General features: G+C 45.2%; 11 protein-coding genes. 6 read left to right on the plus strand and 5 right to left on the minus strand.

Annotated elements, in window-relative coordinates; translation table 11 throughout:
• Positions 1–8: 8 nt before the first annotated feature.
• Both BGP76_RS07885 and BGP76_RS07890 read right to left on the minus strand, forming a co-directional pair.
• Positions 9–431, minus strand: a complete 423-nt coding sequence (locus BGP76_RS07885) for a thiol-disulfide oxidoreductase DCC family protein (RefSeq protein WP_119844213.1) — start codon at positions 429–431, stop codon at positions 9–11.
• Complete coding sequence (locus BGP76_RS07890) at positions 410–3,304, minus strand: gliding motility-associated C-terminal domain-containing protein (RefSeq protein WP_147407412.1); 2,895 nt, start codon at positions 3,302–3,304, stop codon at positions 410–412. Before BGP76_RS07890 ends, BGP76_RS07885 begins: the two co-directional genes overlap by 22 nt.
• A 312-nt stretch (positions 3,305–3,616) precedes the next feature.
• Between BGP76_RS07890 and BGP76_RS07895 the strand changes: the two genes are divergently transcribed.
• The 6 genes from BGP76_RS07895 to BGP76_RS07920 all read left to right on the plus strand — a co-directional run bounded on the left by BGP76_RS07895 (position 3,617) and on the right by BGP76_RS07920 (position 14,615).
• The gene (locus tag BGP76_RS07895; RefSeq protein ID WP_119844215.1) at positions 3,617–4,297 is read left to right on the plus strand and encodes a succinate dehydrogenase cytochrome b subunit; all 681 of its coding nucleotides are present in this window, start codon (positions 3,617–3,619) and stop codon (positions 4,295–4,297) included.
• 34 nt (positions 4,298–4,331) lie between these two features.
• Entirely contained in the window at positions 4,332–6,254 is a 1,923-nt protein-coding gene (locus BGP76_RS07900) for a fumarate reductase/succinate dehydrogenase flavoprotein subunit (protein ID WP_119844216.1), read from the plus strand.
• Between the two features lie 8 nt (positions 6,255–6,262).
• Positions 6,263–7,015 carry a succinate dehydrogenase/fumarate reductase iron-sulfur subunit gene (locus tag BGP76_RS07905; protein ID WP_073124813.1) on the plus strand — a complete coding sequence of 251 codons (753 nt, stop codon included), beginning with the start codon at positions 6,263–6,265 and terminating at the stop codon, positions 7,013–7,015.
• Positions 7,016–7,168: 153 nt separating this feature from the next.
• Positions 7,169–7,444, plus strand: a complete 276-nt coding sequence (locus BGP76_RS07910; RefSeq protein WP_073124814.1) for a hypothetical protein — start codon at positions 7,169–7,171, stop codon at positions 7,442–7,444.
• A 1,141-nt stretch (positions 7,445–8,585) separates the two neighbouring features.
• Positions 8,586–12,857, plus strand: a complete 4,272-nt coding sequence (gene dnaE / locus BGP76_RS07915; RefSeq protein WP_119844217.1) for a DNA polymerase III subunit alpha — start codon at positions 8,586–8,588, stop codon at positions 12,855–12,857.
• A gap of 159 nt (positions 12,858–13,016) precedes the next feature.
• Positions 13,017–14,615 carry an NAD(P)/FAD-dependent oxidoreductase gene (locus BGP76_RS07920; RefSeq protein WP_119844218.1) on the plus strand — a complete coding sequence of 533 codons (1,599 nt, stop codon included), beginning with the start codon at positions 13,017–13,019 and terminating at the stop codon, positions 14,613–14,615.
• Between the two features lie 291 nt (positions 14,616–14,906).
• Here the strand turns inward: BGP76_RS07920 and pnp are convergent, their stop codons facing one another.
• The 3 genes from pnp to BGP76_RS07935 form a co-directional block, all read right to left on the minus strand.
• Positions 14,907–17,048: a polyribonucleotide nucleotidyltransferase gene (gene pnp, locus BGP76_RS07925; RefSeq protein ID WP_119844219.1), complete on the minus strand. Its 2,142-nt coding sequence runs from the start codon at positions 17,046–17,048 to the stop codon at positions 14,907–14,909.
• 119 nt (positions 17,049–17,167) lie between these two features.
• On the minus strand, positions 17,168–17,443 hold the full coding sequence (gene rpsO / locus BGP76_RS07930; protein ID WP_073124821.1) for a 30S ribosomal protein S15: 276 nt from the start codon (positions 17,441–17,443) through the stop codon (positions 17,168–17,170).
• Positions 17,444–17,500: 57 nt separating this feature from the next.
• The gene (locus tag BGP76_RS07935) at positions 17,501–19,300 is read right to left on the minus strand and encodes an LptF/LptG family permease (protein WP_119844220.1); all 1,800 of its coding nucleotides are present in this window, start codon (positions 19,298–19,300) and stop codon (positions 17,501–17,503) included.
• Positions 19,301–19,566: the final 266 nt, after the last annotated feature.

Below are 19,566 nucleotides of genomic sequence, written 5' to 3' on the forward strand. Positions count from 1 at the left end.
AATTCCCTTCATTCTAAAAACCGCTCCTTGTGATTCGCAGGTGGTAGCATACAAGCATCCGTCATCCCAAACCACTTGTATCGATTCTTAGCGATGACATCATAAAAGACATTAGAAACAAAGGAAGGCACAATCAAAAACACCTGTCCTAGTGACCATGGTGCTTTCAAAAATTTGGAAATCTTAAACGCCGCCTTAGATTTCGCATACAGCTTATCTTTAGACAAAAACAAAATACTATCCGTATAATCCTTAGGTAGACCATGCTCAGACAGTATCTTTTCTCCTAGTGGAGATTGGAGCGGTGTAAACTTCAGCTGATCATTCTTTTCATGATCCAGTACAAAACTCACAGAACTGTTACAGAACTTACAAACCCCATCATAAAGCACCAAATTATCCAACTGACTTATCTTATTATGTTCACCCATCCTTTGTAATTCTTCACCGATTCATCTGGGTCAAGTGCATCAAATGTCACCTCTAGACTAAAATAATACACACCAGACTCAAGCATACGGCCATTTTTATTTTTCCCATCCCACATGATCAATATACCTGGATCACTCTCTGCGGGTCTGTCGTCTTCGGAGTTGTACGTGAACAATACTCCTCCTGTTCTGTCAAAAACAGTAAAATTAACTGCCAATACAAAGCGAGGGCAATCCGCATTATCAAAATCTGGAACACCACCACTGCCACCTTCTGAACCTCCCGTTAAAACCTGATCCCAGAACGGGGTAAACGTGTCGTTGACGCCATCACCATTTGGCGTAAACACGTTAGGCATTTTGATGAATGGGCAGTTGTCATGGCATATACGTGCAGAACGCTCGCTTTCATTGCCTGATCGATCCACAGATGTAATTTCGTAGCAGCCCTTGAAAGAAGACAAACCTTCATGTAAGTATGAAGTGCCTTCTACATTGGCCAAAAACGGCAACTCTTCTGCAGTATCTTCATCTGAGAAATAGATGTTATAACTATTGATATCATTGTCACATTGAGATGCTCCATCTTGATTCCATTCGAGCAAATTCTCGAACTGATCAAAGTCACACCCCCGTGTCGACAAGAACGTCTGACAATCAAAGCTGTCATCAAAGGCAAAATCAACTGGTGTACAAGGCGGTATGGTATCGTTCGGCTGGGCTGACAGAATCTGTGACTTGTTCAATAACGGGTCATAACTACTCAACGAAGGATTCCCATAGCTTCCTTTGGTCTCCACATAGTAGCGGTACATCGTCTCATCGCTCAGCGCTACACCGTTGTGCGATCCGTCATCTATATAGCGAAACCCATCTACTGTCACCTCTACTGAATCGATCAACATCAACTGATCGGGAAAGAAATCATCGACATTGTCTCGCCACACACGATGATAGGGCAAAGAATCCATCACATTAGACCATGGCACGAGTGCTTCCCATTCTATCATAATAGATTTCACATCTGTCGTTGCTTTGAGGCGTACTGATGAGGCGGGAAAAGAGGAATCAATGTAGGTACCATCATTTTGATATGCATGAATCAAATAATGATAAGGGAGCTGATCAGTATTCAATCCAGTATCTGTAAACTCTCTATTGGTAATCCCCAGCGCAACCGTATCTCCATTCGCTAAGCCCGAAAGTCCCTCATAACGAACCACATCGTAAGTATAAGGCCCTGGAAACAAAACAGGATCCAAGTCAAATGGTTCTTCCCACCTTACATAGATTTCACCATTGGCTTCACTCGTTTGTAACACATCTACATTGAGCACTACAGGTGCTTCTACTCCTATTTGAGCACAAGCCTCTTCAGAGACATAGCTCTCTCCTCCTGCTGGTGCAGGAAACTGTGCTACAATACGATAACAATAATTAGCACCTGGTGCTAACCCAGTTCCTTCATTATCATCTATATAATTTGTCACTTGTTGACCTGCAAGACTGCTATTATTGACTACATCAATGAGTTCATAGCCTGCATTGGCGGGCATACCCACCACACAGTCTTCTGCTACGATATCAAAGCTATCCACCCTTCGCCAAATCTCAATCTTATCAGCATTGCCGCAAGTGTACATGTCCCAATTAAGTTCTACCCGTCTTCCTGACAACTTATTGGTCACTAGTCCTGTGGGCGCTGGAGCTACTACACGTATCAGCCATGTTTTAAAATCTACCAGTCGAGTTCCTAGCGGTGGTTCATCCTTCGCTTTGATCTGCACTTCATACGGCCTCTCACGAATATGATCACAGGTAGTCTCCCATCTAAAAGCAATTTGCGCAGGCGTCGGCTGTACCGTTGGTGGATCGGGACTAAACGTTGCGGGGTTAATAAATGACTGCAAAGGACCACCAAACACTTCCAAAGTCAATGGGTCTCCATCAGGATCCGTCGCAATGATTATCTCTTCTATCGTTTCCCCCGCCTCTACACATATCTCCATGGGTTGGATAATTTCTGGTGGATTGTTATCTGTTTCCTCTATAATGATCTGCATGTCACGAGTTACAGAACCTATATTAAACCATTGATCATCAAGCTTTCTCCATTCCCTTACTTCAAAGGCTACATTATACTCTCCCATCAACCCAGGTGCATCCCATGTCAAATCTCCGTTGATAGAGTCAATAGAGAAAGTAGGTGGCCCATCTCGTTCTTGATTTCCTTCTAAGTAGTTCGTATAAAAGCTTGGGTCATTAGGCTCTTTATATCCGTTGACTTCACGATCAAAAAACTGCTGAGGAATTTTTAAATGATAAGACAAACTATCCCCGTCCGAATCGTAAGCTCCAGGGTTGTGCAAAAAAGTAGCGCCTTCTGCTCCTTTATCGATTGGCGGGACTAGAAAAACAGGTGTATTGTTGATTCCAAAAATAGGGTCGATGGATATCTCAGTTTCTATATAAAATGGCGTGTCCACCGAACTAGACATATTGACCACTCCAGCATTTCTATTCTGTTCGTTATATCTGACCACATAGCGACCATTCCCTTGAAAAGTATGTGTGATAGTGAAGACGTTATAGGCTACTTCATCACCGAGCAGTATGGTTTGGTTGCTTTCGGCATTCTCTCCTAAATTGACATTCACTCCATCCCCGAAATCAATATCTCCACTACCAAACAAAACAGTAGAACCCGTGTCGGTATAGCCAATCACGGAGAACCGATAGGTCAACGTAGAACTAGAAATACGTCGTGCGACGATTTCTCCTGCACGTATATGTGTCGCCTGTGATACCACCACCGATAACATCATGAGTGTGGCTATCAATAAAAGAACCTTTTTGTCGAGCAATCTAATCATCGCGTGTCTACTTGTGTGTGATCATCGAGTAGCTAGTCGGAAAACTACCGCATAGCAACTGTCAAATATAAACTGATTGTAATTCAAATATAGGGTTATTGATAAAGCAACGATTCTCTATAAGAGGAAAATTCGCGGGCATCTTTGCTCCTAAATGACAATCACACCAATAAAACTGCTTAAGCCTCACTCAAATCAACAATCCCTATTCATGCTAATTTATACCCAGTATAAATACTTATTGTCATTGTCAGATTAGCCCCCCGAATATATCTTTACAGAAATTTATTCTACTTATTCAAAAACTAAATCATGAGTTGGTTTACACAATCGATTTCCGGCACGATAGGCAAAAAACTGCTAATGTCGCTGACTGGATTATTTCTAATTCTATTCCTGGTGATTCATCTCGCTGGAAACCTACAGTTGCTCGCTGGTGATGGAGGCAAAGCCTTTAACATCTATGCGTACAACATGGCGCACAATCCATTGATCAAGTTCGTCTCGTATGGAAACTTCTTTTTCATATTGGTACACATCATCGATGGGATCATCCTGACCAGACAAAACAAGTCTGCCAGGAAAGTAAAGTATGCTGTTAGCACCAATGACTCCAAGAGTAGCTGGGCCTCTAAAAACATGGCACTACTAGGGATCATCATTTTGGTCTTTATCATCGCTCACCTCAAGGGGTTTTGGTATGAGTTCAAAAATGGTTCGCTAGAAGACGTAGTTTATGATGGAGTTTCTTATCCAAATGGGTATGAAATAATAGCATACGCTTTTTCACAACCGTTGTACGTAGGTTTCTATGTCATTTGCATGGTCTTCTTAGGCTTTCACTTGTCACACGGGTTTTCTAGTGCATTTCAGACTTTGGGTTTGAATCACAAGAAATACACCCCTTTCATCAAAAAACTGGGCGTGCTCTACTCTATTTTGGTAGCCGCTGGTTTCGCAATCATACCGATTGTTATGTACCTGAAAGGATAATTTAAAGAATTAAGAAAACTAAGAAATTAAAGAAATGGCTTTAGATTCAAAAATACCTGAGGGACCGTTAGCAGATAAGTGGACTAGCCACAAATTCAAAAGCAAACTGGTCAACCCAGCCAACAAAAGAAAATACGACATCATCGTAGTAGGGACTGGACTAGCAGGCGCATCAGCTGCCGCTTCGTTTGGCGAACTGGGCTACAATGTCAAGTCGTTTTGCTTTCAAGATAGCCCTCGTCGTGCACACAGTATCGCGGCGCAAGGTGGTATCAACGCGGCAAAAAACTATCAAAACGATGGAGATTCGGTCTTCCGTCTCTTCTATGACACCATCAAAGGTGGTGACTACAGAGGTAGAGAAGCCAACATCCACCGTCTCGCAGAAGTATCTGTCAACATCATCGACCAGTGCGTCGCGCAAGGTGTACCCTTCGCCCGTGACTATGGTGGGCTACTAGACAACCGATCGTTCGGGGGCGCGCAAGTATCGCGTACCTTCTACGCGAGAGGCCAAACGGGACAGCAGTTACTACTCGGTGCCTACTCTGCACTCAGCAGACAAGTCGCTACGGGCAAAGTAAAACTCTACGCTAGAACAGAAATGCTCGACGTAGTGATCATCGATGGTCAGGCCAGAGGTATCGTCACCAGAAACCTCATTACAGGCGAGATCGAATCACACGCTGCACATGCCGTAGTATTGGCGACTGGCGGATACGGTAACGTATTCTTCCTCTCTACCAATGCCATGGGTTCGAACGTGACGGCCGCTTGGAGAGCACACAAGAAGGGGGCGTTCTTTGGTAACCCATGTTACACGCAGATTCACCCGACATGTATCCCTGTATCAGGCGACCACCAGTCCAAACTGACCCTCATGTCAGAGTCACTCAGAAACGACGGACGTATCTGGGTACCTAAAGAGGCAGTCAAAGGATTGAAAGCAGCAGATGCTGCCAAAATCGCTGAAGAAGACAGGGATTACTACTTGGAAAGAAAATACCCTGCATTTGGTAACCTCGTCCCTCGTGATGTGGCTTCTCGAAATGCCAAGCAAATGTGTGATGCTGGCAAAGGTGTCGGCGCAACAGGCTTAGCGGTATTCCTAGATTTCTCTGACGCGATCAAAAGAGACGGACTAGAAACCATCAAAGGGAAATACGGCAACTTGTTTGACATGTATCAGCAGATCACGGGTGACAATCCCTACGAAATGCCGATGATGATCTATCCAGCCGTACACTATACCATGGGTGGTCTATGGGTAGATTACAACTTGATGACTTCTGTCCCTGGGCTATATGCTGCAGGTGAGGCCAACTTCTCAGATCACGGAGCAAACCGTCTCGGAGCAAGTGCCTTGATGCAAGGGCTAGCGGATGGATACTTCGTCTTGCCGTATACGATTGGTGACTACCTCGCCAACATGCCATACGACAAGATCCCTACGGATCATGAGGCATTCCAAACGGCAGAAAAAGAAGTCAAAGACAGGATTCAAAAACTTCTCAGCATCAACGGAACCAAAACCGTAGATGACTTCCACAAGGAGCTCGGACACATCATGTGGGAACACTGTGGTATGGCCAGAAATGCGGAAGGGCTGAAACTCGCCAAGGAGAAGATCAAAGCACTCCGCGAAGAGTTCTGGAAAAACGTCAAAGTGCTCGGAGACAACGAGGAGATGAACATGTCTCTCGAAAAAGCCAATAGAGTGGCTGACTTCATCGAACTCGGCGAATTGATGGTCGATGATGCCTTCAACAGAAGAGAATCATGTGGCGGTCACTTCAGAGAGGAATCTCAAACTCCAGAGGGAGAAGCACTCCGTATCGATGATGAATTTTCTTATGTAGCGGCTTGGGAATACCAAGGAGAAGGCCAAGATGCCAAACTACACAAGGAAGAGCTAGAATTCGAAAATGTTAAATTGACACAACGTAGTTATAAATAAGAATTGACATGAATCTGAAATTAAAAATCTGGAGACAGAAAAACGCTAACGACAAAGGTGCTTTCGAATCATACGATGTTTCGGACGTATCCCCAGACATGTCATTTCTTGAAATGCTTGACGTGTTGAACGAAGACCTATCGAGAGATGGCAAAGACCCTGTACACTTCGATCATGACTGTAGAGAAGGTATCTGTGGCATGTGCTCGCTGTATATCAACGGCAAACCACACGGACCAAAGGATGCTGTCACGACGTGTCAGCTACACATGAGATCGTTCAAGGATGGTGACATCATCGTGATCGAGCCTTGGAGAGCGTCTGCTTTCCCAGTGCACAAAGATTTGGTGGTAGACAGAAGTTCTTTTGATCGAATCATCCAAGCGGGTGGCTATGTCAATGTCAACACTGGAGGTGTACCAGACGCCAACGAAATCGCGATCCCTAAAACGATCGCTGATCAGGCCATGGATGCTGCCCAGTGTATCGGTTGTGGTGCTTGTGTTGCAGCGTGCAAAAACGCTTCTGCTATGCTATTCACCGCGGCGAAGGTTTCTCAACTGGCCTTGTTGCCACAGGGACAAACCGAGAGACATACACGCGTCGAAAGAATGGTCGCGCAGATGGAAGAAGAAGGTTTTGGTAACTGTACCAATACTGGCGCTTGTTCTGCAGTCTGTCCAAAGGAAATCGGTCAAGAGCACATCGCTCGCTTGAACAGAGAATACATCGGAGCAAAAGCAGCTTCTGATAACGTATAGTCTAGCGCTATCTTAAATATTCAAAGCCACTCGAAAAAGAGTGGCTTTTTTTATGCTTAACCGACCATTTTATAACTTTTATGCTATCTTCAAACTTTTAAGAAATAGCACGTAACGCTACTTCATTTAACTAACCATTTTTAAATATTAATTATGAATTTAATTTCAAAATCATTCCTATCTGCAGCTCTTTTAGCTTCTGTTCTTTTTGTTTCTTCTTGTGACAAAGACGATGACGGTGGATCCTCTACTTGGACGGATGCGCAAATTGCTGAATTAAGAGAGGAATCTTGTGAAGGGACTAGCGACGATGCTTGCGACTGTTATGTAGATAAAATAACTGAAGAGTACAGTTACAAAGAATATTCAAATCTAGGATTTGACGATTTAGAAAAACTCATTGAAATTTCTACAAGCTGTGCAGGATAAGATTTAAATACATTTAAAAACAAAAAGAGCGGCTCTCAGGAGTGGCTCTTTTTGTTTTTAACCATCCACTCCTAAACCACTACACCCCTCTAAATCTGTTTAAAAGGGGGCAATCCGTATTTCTGGGGAGAGATCGAGGATTACTTCGTGATTCAAGATTCATTGTTCGAAATTTATGATTGTTTTTCGTGAATAACCATCTCTTATAAGTCTTTGAGGTTAATTTGAATGATTGGAATAAAAATATCGAACCTGTCTACCGAGTCCCCTCCAACTTTACAGACTGATCCTTTAAAAGGAGCTAAATACGCCTTGTATTTTTTATTCTACGCTCCGAGGAAGGTGTCGTGTAATTCCGATTGCAACTAATAGTATTACCGTCATAAGACTAGGCTCTCCGCAAGTGAGGAAGCTAAGATTGACTGTGGTGAGTATTCTGCCAGAACTGAGAGATCGCTCCTCCTCCCAAATGATGTAAAAAGGGTTCTCACAAGTACAATTCACAGTACTACCCCTGCTGTAGCAGGTAGCAATGATCATCCCTCCAAACATAGTCTATGCGTATGAATAATTAAGACAATATGTCAGCATTATATCACAAAAAGCTCAATTTAACTCCTGTCAAGATGAAAAAGAAAGGGCTTCAAATGAACGTCAAAACAAACACGTGTGTTTGAACGTCGAAACACGTGTCTTTGGCGCTCGAAACACCTGTGTTTGTCGCCCGAAACACCTGTAGTTCCAGCGCCAAAGACACGTGTTTAAAAAAGACAACTAAAAACCCCCTTCAGGCCATCAAAATAGCACTTTTAATAAAAACTCTGACTACCAATCACAAGGTATAAGACGCTCAATTATTGTATATTCTCTATCGATTGAGAGAAATCAAAAAAGAAGACATTTTGTCTGAGTGAAGCGAATTTAAAAAAACACCTCGAACGATTTACCCCCACCCCTATAGCACTCCAGGTCGCACCCAAGCGATACTTACACACCATCTCGGTCTTGTGTGGAAAACTTCCCCTTCACTCCTCTCCTTTCCATCCACATAAATCACTAATTTTAAGGCGCGCTTTTCAAAGTGCAAAGCCAGACGTGTAACTACCTAAAGCTTTGTACTTTTCACTTTCAACTCGACAGTATGTACCTGATTTTTGATACCGAGACCACGGGTTTACCCAAGAACTACAATGCACCGCTCGAAGACCTAGACAACTGGCCTAGACTGGTACAGCTCGCATGGCAACTCCACGCCAACGACGGTTCGCTGATCGATAGACAAAATTTCATCGTCAAGCCAGAAGGGTACACGATTCCCTTCAATGCGCAAAAAGTACACGGTATCTCTACGGAGCGTGCCGAAGCGGAAGGACACGATCTCAATGAAGTCCTCAGTATCTTCAGCGAAGACCTCAAAAGAACAGAATCAGTCGTCGGTCACAACGTCGAGTTTGACCTGAACATCGTCGGCGCAGAATATCTGCGCAAAGAACGAAACAATGACCTCAATGGCATCAAAGCCATCGATACCAAGGACGAATCCACAGACTATGTCGCCATACCCGGTCGTGGCGGTCGCTTCAAGTGGCCCACCCTGACCGAGCTGCACACCAAGCTCTTTGGCGAAGGCTTTGATGATGCCCATGATGCGGCTTATGATGTAGATGCGACAGCCAAGTGTTTCTTTGGACTAATCACCGAGGGGGTCATCCCTCCCTTGGACGATACGGCCAAGGAGCAGGTCATCTACGAAGCACCTAAACTCGAAGCGGCCAATTTCGCTGCAACAGAAGAGCAAAGCATCGAGATGCCGCCCAAAGCTACTGCCGAAGAAATCAAGGCACTCGAGGACCTCCCCTTCTCCCACCTTCACGTCCACTCGCAGTACTCCGTACTACAGGCAGTCTCCGAAGTAGACTCCATCGTACAGACAGCCAAACAACACAACATGCCCGCCATTGCCCTGACAGACCATGGCAACATGATGGCGGCTTTCCATTTCGTGCGTGCAGCGCTGGCTGCTGATATCAAACCTATCCTAGGTTGTGAGTTCAACGTCACCGATGATCGCACCTCGAAGAGCAAACAAAACAACGGCTACCAACAGGTACTCATCGCCAAGAACAAAAAAGGCTACCACAACCTCGCCAAGATGGCCTCCATTGCGTTCGTCGAGGGATTCTACTATGTGCCTCGTATAGACAAGTCAGTCATCGAGCAATACAAGGAAGACATCATCGCAACGACGGGTGGGCTTTGGGGGGAGATTCCATTTACGATCCTAAACATCGGCGAAGAACAAGCCGAAGAAGTGTTCCTCTGGTACAAGGAACTGTTTGGAGAGGACTTCTATGTCGAACTGACGCGTCACGGTGTGGAAGAAGAAGAAGTCGTCAACCAAGTGTTGCTGCGCTTCGCTGAGAAACATGGCGTCAAGTACTTCGCCTCCAACAACACCTACTACACCGACAAGTCACAGGCCAATGCCCATGACATCCTGCTCTGTGTCAAAGATGGCGAACAGCAATCCAAACCAAAAAAATACATCGGCAAACGAGGCAGAGAGTTTCGCTACGGCTTCCCCAACGACGAATTCTACATCAAGTCACCGGCAGAGATGAAAAAACTCTTTGCGGATCTGCCAGACGCCATCAGTACCACCAACGAGATCGTAGACAAAATCGAGAGCTACGTACTCGAGCGCGACATTCTCCTCCCAGCCTTTGACATACCAGAGGAGTTTCAAGACGAACGAGACAAAGACGATGCTTCCCTCAAACTGGGCGAAAACAATCTGCTGCGCCACCTCACCTACGAAGGTGCCAAAAAGCGCTACGACGAGATCACCCCAGACATCGAGGAGCGACTGGACTTTGAACTGAGTGTCATCCGAAACACTGGATACCCTGGTTACTTCTTGATTGTACAGGACTTTTGCCAAGCGGCACGTGACATGGGCGTATCGGTAGGCCCAGGCCGTGGGTCAGCCGCTGGATCAGCAGTCGCCTACTGCATCGGGATCACCAACGTAGACCCGATCAAGTACGATCTACTTTTTGAGCGTTTCTTGAATCCAGAAAGGGTGTCCATGCCCGATATCGATATTGACTTTGACGATGAGGGTCGTCAGAGCGTGATTGACTATGTGATCAACAAATACGGAGCAAACCAAGTCGCCCAGATCATCACCTACGGTACGATGGCAGCCAAGTCAGCCATCCGGGACACCTCCCGTGTACTGGAGCTCAATTTGGCAGATGCCGACCGACTCGCCAAATTGGTCCCAGACATTAAACTCAAGAAGCTGTTTAGCCTCAGCGATAAAGACCTAGCGGACAAACTCAAAAACAACCCCGAAGCGATCACACAAGCCAACGAACTGAAACGTATCGCGACAGAATCTACGCCAGAATCCAAGGTCGTCAACCAAGCCAAAATGCTCGAAGGATCGGTGCGAAACACGGGTATTCATGCCTGTGGGGTCATCATCACACCAGACGACATCACCAAGTTCGTCCCTGTAGCACTGGCCAAGGATTCGGAGATGTACTGTACGCAGTTTGACAACTCCGTCGTAGAAGATGCTGGTCTACTCAAGATGGATTTTTTGGGTCTCAAAACCCTCACCTTGATCAAAGATGCTTGCCGTCTGGTCAAGCAACGACACGACATCACGCTCGACCCTGATGAGTTCCCCATCGACGATCAAGCGACCTACGAGCTCTTCCAGCGTGGAGAAACCGTCGGAATATTCCAATATGAATCCCCCGGTATGCAGAAGTATATGCGGGAGCTCAAGCCTACGGTATTTGCCGATTTGATTGCAATGAACGCACTCTATCGTCCGGGACCGATCGAGTACATCCCCTCATTTATCAAGCGTAAGCATGGCGATGAAGAGATCCAGTATGATCTGGACGACATGCAAGAGTACCTAGAGGAAACCTACGGAATCACCGTCTATCAGGAGCAGGTTATGCGACTTTCTCAGAAACTGGCGGACTTCACCAAGGGGGAAGCCGATGTACTGCGTAAGGCCATGGGTAAAAAGCAAATGGCAGTACTGGATAAGATGAAACCTAAATTCATCGAACAAGCTTCCGCCAAAGGACACAATGCCAAGACCCTCGAAAAAGTATGGAAGGACTGGGAAGCTTTTGCATCCTATGCCTTCAACAAGTCTCACTCGACGTGCTACGCATGGGTGGCCTACCAGACGGCCTACCTCAAAGCCAACTACCCTGCCGAGTACATGGCTGCCGTACTCTCCAACAACATGAACGATATCAAGCAGGTGAGCTTCTTCATGGAAGAATGCCAGCGGATGGGACTCGAAGTGCTCGGGCCAGATGTCAACGAATCAATCACGAAGTTCAACGTGAACGACCAAGGACAGGTACGATTTGGACTCGCAGCGATGAAGGGTGCAGGTGATGCAGCAGTGAAGGCACTCATCGAAGAGAGAGAAGCCAACGGGATATACAAAGACATCTTCGATCTAGCGATACGTGTCAACCTGCGTCAGGTCAACAAGAAAACACTGGAAGTCATGGCACAGGCGGGGGCATTTGACTGCTTCGAGTCCTACCACAGACGACAGTACCTCGCAGCAGTAGGCAATGAGACCAACCTCATCGACAAGGTCGTCAAATATGCCAACCGCATGGAAGCACAAGCGGCCAGTGCACAGGCATCCCTCTTCGGTGGAGACTCAGGCGTGTCTGAACCCATCCCTACCGTCGCGGATGTAGAGCCGTTTACGAACTTGGAACAGCTCCGACTGGAAAAAGAAGTCGTCGGGCTATACATCTCTGGTCATCCATTGGATCAGTTCAAGTTCGAGATCGATAAGTTCTGCAACACCTCCGTCGGTGAACTCAACAACATGCCCGAACTGCAAAAGAAAGGAGCCAACATCCGCATGGCCGGCATGGTCACGGCAGTAGGCCATCGGCAAACCAAAAATGGAAAACCATTTGGAACACTGGAGATCCAAGACTACACAGACACCTATACCTTCTTCTTGTTTTCGGAGGACTATGTCAAGTTCAAGGAGTACTTCGAAGTGGGGTGGTTTCTCTACCTCCAAGGCGCAATCAAGCTCAAATGGCAAGGCCCTGATCTAGAGTTCAAAATCAACTCCGTGTCCCTACTCACCGACATCCGTGCAGAGAAGACCAAAGGCATCACGCTCAACCTGAGGCTCCAAGACATCTCCGACGAGCTGATCAAAGACATCAACGAGCTGACTGCAGCCCATGAAGGGGACGGACTACTCAAAGTCAACATCTTCGATCCCGAAGCAGGCATGAAAGTCAACCTCATGTCTCGCAAGATCAAAGTCAGTCCCGATGACGAACTCATCAAAAAACTAGACACCTACGAGCACATCAAATATGATGTGATTGTATAATTCTATACCAAAAAATCGAACTAACAATGACCACCAGTCATACTACTATAGCGGTTTTCTTAACAACTATTCTGCATAAATGTAGCATATCGATAAGCTAGGCTATATCTTGGATTTCAACTTCTGAGATCAAACCTCTGCTCGAAGTTCAGACAACCTATGCAAAACAAGCCATACGCTTCCTTCTCCACCACTGACAATCACGCGGGGTTCGACCATGTCATCATCGGCTCGGGTATGGGAGCCATGACCCTAGGCACTTGGCTCGCCAAGGCAGGTAAAAAAGTCGCCCTCTTCGAGCAACACTATGTACCGGGTGGGTTCACCCACTCATTCAAACGGAAAGATGGCATGAAATGGGACGTGGGTGTCCACTACATGGGCAACATGCAGGAAGGACACGGTCTACGCAAACTCATGGATTTCCTCACCAACCATGAACTGGATTGGGCTTATATGGGAGAGGTCTACGATGTGGTCATGATCGGCAAAGACCGCTACGAAATCCCCGCAGGAGAAGAGAACTTTAGGCAACAAATGAAGCATTACTTCCCTGACGATCATCAAGCCATCGATGACTATCTGACCTTACTCAAGAAAACCAACAAATGGGGCAGTGCTTTCTTCTTTGAGAAAAGCTTTGAACCCTTCTTGAGCCAAACACTAGGCAGATTGATTCGACGGGCATACGCCAAATACTACCGCACTACGACGCTAGAGACACTTCAAACCCTCACGACAAACCGGCAGCTCATCGCAGTACTCTGTGGGCAATGTGGCAATTATGGCCTACCTCCGAAGGAAAGTAGTTTTGCAGCACATGCCATGGTGATCGGGCATTTCATGGAAGGAGGGTACTACCCTCATGGAGGCAGTGAACAGATCGCCAATCGCACTTTAGATACTTTTCGTCGACTAGGAGGCAAAACCTACATCAACGCCCCCGTCTCTGAAATCGTCACTAAAAAAGGGAAAGTCACAGGCATCCGTATCAAAGGAAAATTCATCCCCTGTCGCAGTGTCATCAGCAACATAGGCATCAAAAACACTTTCGGAAAACTCCTCGATGAAACGGCTCGAAAACGACAAGCCATGTCACCAAACGACACCAAACCATCGAGTGCTCATCTGTGTCTCTATGTTGGACTCGATCGATCCGACGAGCAACTGAAACTGCCCAAACACAACATCTGGAGTTACGAAACGGAAGATTACTCAGTGGATATCAATAGTATCACCGAACATAATACGGCAAATAAGTTTTCCTATGTGTCTTTCCCCTCTGCCAAAGACGCACTATGGGCCAAGCAGCACCCTAACAGATCAACAATCCAAGCCATCTCCGTAGGCCGATACGAATGGTACGAATCATATGCTGAGCAGCCCTGGCGCAACAGAGAAACTGCCTACCAACAAAAGAAGGAACATTTCAAAAACACCATGCTGGAAAAACTCTACGAACTCGTTCCTCAGATCAAAGGGCACGTGATCTATGCAGAAGTCAGCACACCACTATCTACACGTCATTTCACAGACTACCAAACTGGAGAGATCTACGGACTAGCACACACGCCAAAACGATTTGCCCTACCCTACCTCAGACCTCAGACCAAAATCAAAGGACTCAAACTCGTCGGCCAAGACATCACCCTCGTCGGCGTAGCAGGCGCCATGCTTTCGGGTATGCTATGTGCCATCGTCATTCTCAAATTTCGCGTTTGGAAAATATTCAAAGACATGAATAACCCTGTAGGGTGATAATGACCTTTGAAATGATTACTTGATACAATCAAACAATCCATTTAGAATTGTTCTTTGTCTTCAAGCCAGACAGGCCATGCTTCCAGCAGGTAAACGCTTCTTTTTCACCGCCAAAAAAGGAAGCAAAAAGGCTAGAAAATCATAAACTCGCTATCGCTCAGACAGTATAATTTATATCCTTTATTAATCGAACTCAGGTAACTACGTTATAGCGAAAAGACTTTCAAAAATAAAAGGTCATTCCTCTTGCGAAGAATGACCTTTTGTATTTTCATAAGTGATCTAACCTTAGTCCTTTTTCTCAGGCTTAGGCAGAATCGCTTTTCTAGACAATCTAAATTTGCCAGTCTTCTTGTCGATCTCGATCAATTTGACTTTCACTTGCTCTCCTACTTCCATGACGCCATCCATTTTCTCGACGCGTTCCCATTTGATCTCAGAGATGTGTAGCAATCCGTCTTTGCCAGGCATGAATTCGATGAATGCACCGAAAGGCTGAATCGACTTCACTTTACCGACATAGATTTCGCCTTCTTCTGGCATTGCTACGATGTTGTTGACACGTCTAACCGCATCCTCCATCGCATTGCCATCTGTAGCGAATATGCTCACGATACCATTCTTGTCATCCTCGTCCACTACGATGGTCGCACCAGATTCTTTTTGGATTTCCTGAATGATCTTACCGCCAGGTCCGATCACAGCACCGATCAATTCTTTCGGTATTCTGATGACCTTAGATCTAGGCGCGTGAGATTTCAAGTCCGCTCTAGGCTCAGACAATGTCTCGGTAATTTTGCCCAAGATATGCTCTCTACCCGCTTTGGCTTGCATCAACGCTTCGGTCAATACTTCGTAAGACAACCCGTCTACTTTGATATCCATCTGACAAGCAGTGATACCATCCGCAGTACCGGTTACTTTGAAGTCCATGTCACCCAAGTGATCTTCATCACCCAAGATATCCGATAGGATGGCATACTTTCCAGTCACAGGATCAGAAATCATACCCATCGCGATACCTGATACAGGCTTCTTCAACGGCACACCAGCATCCATGAGTGCCAACGCACCCGCACATACAGTCGCCATAGATGACGAACCGTTTGATTCCAAGATATCAGAAACTACACGGATCGTGTATGGATTTTCATCGTCTGGTGGCAACATTGGCTTCAATGCTCTCCAAGCGAGGTTACCATGACCTACTTCTCTACGTCCAGGACCTCTATTAGGTCTTACTTCACCCGTTGAGAAACCAGGGAAGTTGTAGTGTAGGATGAATTTGTTGTATCCAGAGTGTACCGCTCCATCGATCATTTGCTGATCCATCTTGGTACCCAATGTCACAGATGTCAACGACTGGGTTTCCCCTCTCGTAAACACCGCAGAACCATGCGCTGACGGCAAGTAATCTACTTCACTCCAGATCGGTCTGATCTCGTCCAATTGACGACCATCGAGACGTACTCTAGTGTCTAGCACTACGTTTCTGATGGCTTCTTTTTCCACATCGTGGTAATATTTCTTTAGCAAGAACTTGCTGTACTCTTCGCCTTCTGGCAATTCTGGAAGCGCCTCTACATACTCGTCATAGATTGCTCCGAATTTTTGCTTTCTCAAGTTTTTGTCCGCCAGACCTTCTTTAGCTACAGCATATACTGCATCGTAAGTCTTCGCTTTGATATCTGCAGCTAGTGCTTCATCATGCGTTTCGTGGTTGTATTCTCTTTTGACAGATGCTCCGACCGCCTCAGCCAACTCTGACTGCAATGCACACTGGTCTTTGATCGCCTCGTGCCCTGCTTTGATCGCTCCGATCATCACGTCTTCAGACACCTCTTGCAATTCGCCCTCCACCATCATGATCTCTGTAGCAGAACCTGCTATAATCATGTCTAGCTCAGCGCCTTCCATTTGTGTTTTCGTTGGGTTGATGTGGTAATCTCCGTCTTTGAAGATCACGCGTACTTCTGAAATAGGCCCGTTGAACGGAATGTCAGAAACAGCGATCGCGGCAGAAGCAGCAAATGCAGCCAATGCATCTGGAAGATCATCCTCTCCCAAAGAGATCAACTGGATGAAAACTTGTGTATCCGCGTGATAATCACCTGGGAACAAAGGTCTCAAAGCTCTATCTACCAATCTACAAATCAATACTTCTTGGTCAGAAAGTCTACCTTCTCTTTTCAAAAATCCTCCTGGGATTTTACCAGCAGAAGCAAACTTCTCCTGATAATCTACAGACAATGGGAGGAAATCCACGTCTTCTTTAGCGTCTGGAGCAGACACTACAGTTGCGAGCAACATGGTGTTGCCCATTTTCAAAACTACAGAACCATCAGCCTGCTTGGCCAATTTACCGGTTTCAATCGTAATTTCTCTGCCGTCCTTTAACTTAACGGACTTGTTTACTACGTTTAATGACATAAAATATGTTTTAAATTTTGACTAATGATTGAGTGTGAGTGATGTCAAAATTTCAATTAACATGGAGTGAGAAAGAACAAGAAAGGGAATCCGTAAGAATTCCCTTTTTGCGCATAATATTATTTTCTAATGCCTAGATCAGCAATTGTTGCTCTATAGCGTTCGATATCGTTTTTCATAAGGTAATCTAAAAGTTTTCTTCTCTTACCTACCAACTTCAAAAGACCTTTTCTAGTAGAGTGATCTTTTTTGTGCGTTTTCAAGTGCTCCGTCAAATGTGTGATTCGGTAAGTGAAGAGCGCTACTTGTGATTCTGGAGAGCCAGTATCTGTTTTCGCTTTCAACCGACCATGATTTGCAAACAACTCTTGTTTCTTTTCTGTTTCTAAATACATGACTAGTAAAATTTTAATAAACTAAGCGGCAAAGTTAGACAAATATACCCCAATAACCTACCGTCTTTTCAAAGTAAATTTGGCCATCAGCTCTTGCCTATTACCCCAAACACGCATGGCTCTCTCTATGATCACGTTGTAGAAATCGGTATCAAATAGTTTAGCATCTTTCCACGCCTGTATCAAAAAGAACACGCCAAAGGGCAACAGTACTGCGTCAGCCATCCATGCAGCATATAACCCATCGACTATACCTCCCTTGGCCCACTTGTCGCTAGCACTCGTGAACACATAGAAAATGATAAAAAATACCACCCCGACGATGACAGGCATCCCCAGCCCTCCTCGCTTGATAATCGCACCAAGTGGAGCACCTATCAAAAACATAACAATACAGGCAAACGACTGAGCATACTTCTTATATCGCTCCACAGTATGAGAGTCTATCGCTCGTTTGAAATAAGTCGTTCGGTTGATTGAACTATTGATAGAGGATTTGATCCCTCTAGCTATACTCAACGCCTTGGTTGCCAATTGCTTATTTTTCGTGACGGGCAAGAAAAAAGTATCTACACGAGCCTTGACTGTATCCAATTCGGCCATAGTCAGCATTAGCGAATCATTCTTGAGTTTCTTTTCTTTTTTGTTCTCCAAAAAACTCATAACACTACTGATACTCTGCTCTTTGTTCATCTCCCGTTCTTGAACAACACTACCTCCAGCCGCCACAGAAGGCCGTGCAACATATTTCTTTGGTGCTTTTTTCCCTTTGAGAGAGTCTAACTCTGTCGTATCTAAGGCTACTCTACCAATAGTAGAATCTACATTTGGCGCCTCCGACACCTCAGGCAACTCGGCTACTTTGGACAAACTATCCCGCTCAGTCCGCAAACGCGACAGAGAATCTTTTTTGTACTGCATGGCTACCAACTCCTCTGATGGTGGTATATACCCGCCCATAATCAACCGATAACTTGTCGCTACGGAGCTGTATAGCTTAAAATGCACTTCTGACTGATCAATCTTCATCGAGTCTATACTCTGCCCCAGCTCCTTAACACTCTTCATATATCTATTCCCCGAAAATAAATCCATGTCCGTTCTGTCCAAGTCAAAGGAAGACAAACTGAATACAATATCCATCCGGTCAAATTTGGTTCGAACCAACTGAGGAATATCTGACTGGCGGGACGATTTGGTTTCCTCCTCGACATAGTGGTTGCCCCGGTAGAGTTCCATCATTAGGTACCGATCGTTGATGAAAGTGTACATCCGGCAAGAGTCCGCCAAAATCACTTTCTTATTTCCATTCGAATTGGTATGATCATAAATCACCACGTCAGACATGGCGATTCCATCTTTGTGCTTCTCACGAATCTTGATACTGTAATCTGGGATACCCGCATAGAACTGACCTTCTTTTAGATCAAGAGCCGGCTTTTGCTGCTTAATATCATAGAGCAAACTATAAGCGCGCAAATTAGCATGTGGCACGAGGTAGTTGTTGAGGAAAAATGCTCCAATAGAAATAAAAATGACCAAAATAAATGTTGGAAGCAGTACTCTCGGTAAAGAAATTCCTGCACTCTTTATTGCAGTGAGTTCAAAGTGTTCACCGAGCTTACCATAGGTCATCAATGAAGAAATCAATATCGCCAGTGGCAGTGCCATCGGCACCATATTGATACTGAAATACATCATTAGCTCTCCAAAAACCCCAAAACCTAAATCCTTTCCTATGAAGTCATCAAAGTACTTGAGCATATATTGGATTAGCAGTATAAATACAGCGACCAAAAACGTCAGGATAAAAGGTCCAATAAAGGATTGTAATATGAGCTTGTCCAGCTTTTTCATGTACAGAGACTTATTGCGTCAAAGAAATCAAACTAGTAGCCCGTCTAAAGGTTGTCCGTTTGGCAAAATCCATCACAAAAAAGATTAGAATAATCAAAAAGAGCAGTGCGATTAGCAAAAATATTTTCTTTGAACGATTCATTCAGTTTCCAAATGGTCTACGCTGCAAAGCTCACATTAAATCCTTGAAATCAAAACATCCCGCTGGCATTTGCATTCACCAGTAACTCTCCCACCCTTCCCTCAATTGTATTTTTCTTTTAAAA

It is taken from the genome of Reichenbachiella sp. MSK19-1 (genome assembly GCF_003590315.1).
Classification (GTDB): domain Bacteria; phylum Bacteroidota; class Bacteroidia; order Cytophagales; family Cyclobacteriaceae; genus Reichenbachiella; species Reichenbachiella agariperforans.

Coding starts and splice junctions, on each gene's coding strand:
- BGP76_RS07910 (WP_073124814.1), top strand. CDS start 7,169: ATGAATTTAATTTCAAAATCATTCCTATCTGCAGCTCTTTTAGCTTCT.
- BGP76_RS07905 (WP_073124813.1), top strand. CDS start 6,263: ATGAATCTGAAATTAAAAATCTGGAGACAGAAAAACGCTAACGACAAA.
- BGP76_RS07890 (WP_147407412.1), bottom strand. CDS start 3,304: ATGATTAGATTGCTCGACAAAAAGGTTCTTTTATTGATAGCCACACTC.
- rpsO (WP_073124821.1), bottom strand. CDS start 17,443: ATGTATTTAGAAACAGAAAAGAAACAAGAGTTGTTTGCAAATCATGGT.
- BGP76_RS07895 (WP_119844215.1), top strand. CDS start 3,617: ATGAGTTGGTTTACACAATCGATTTCCGGCACGATAGGCAAAAAACTG.
- BGP76_RS07885 (WP_119844213.1), bottom strand. CDS start 431: ATGGGTGAACATAATAAGATAAGTCAGTTGGATAATTTGGTGCTTTAT.
- dnaE (WP_119844217.1), top strand. CDS start 8,586: ATGTACCTGATTTTTGATACCGAGACCACGGGTTTACCCAAGAACTAC.
- BGP76_RS07900 (WP_119844216.1), top strand. CDS start 4,332: ATGGCTTTAGATTCAAAAATACCTGAGGGACCGTTAGCAGATAAGTGG.
- BGP76_RS07935 (WP_119844220.1), bottom strand. CDS start 19,300: ATGAAAAAGCTGGACAAGCTCATATTACAATCCTTTATTGGACCTTTT.
- BGP76_RS07920 (WP_119844218.1), top strand. CDS start 13,017: ATGCAAAACAAGCCATACGCTTCCTTCTCCACCACTGACAATCACGCG.
- pnp (WP_119844219.1), bottom strand. CDS start 17,048: ATGTCATTAAACGTAGTAAACAAGTCCGTTAAGTTAAAGGACGGCAGA.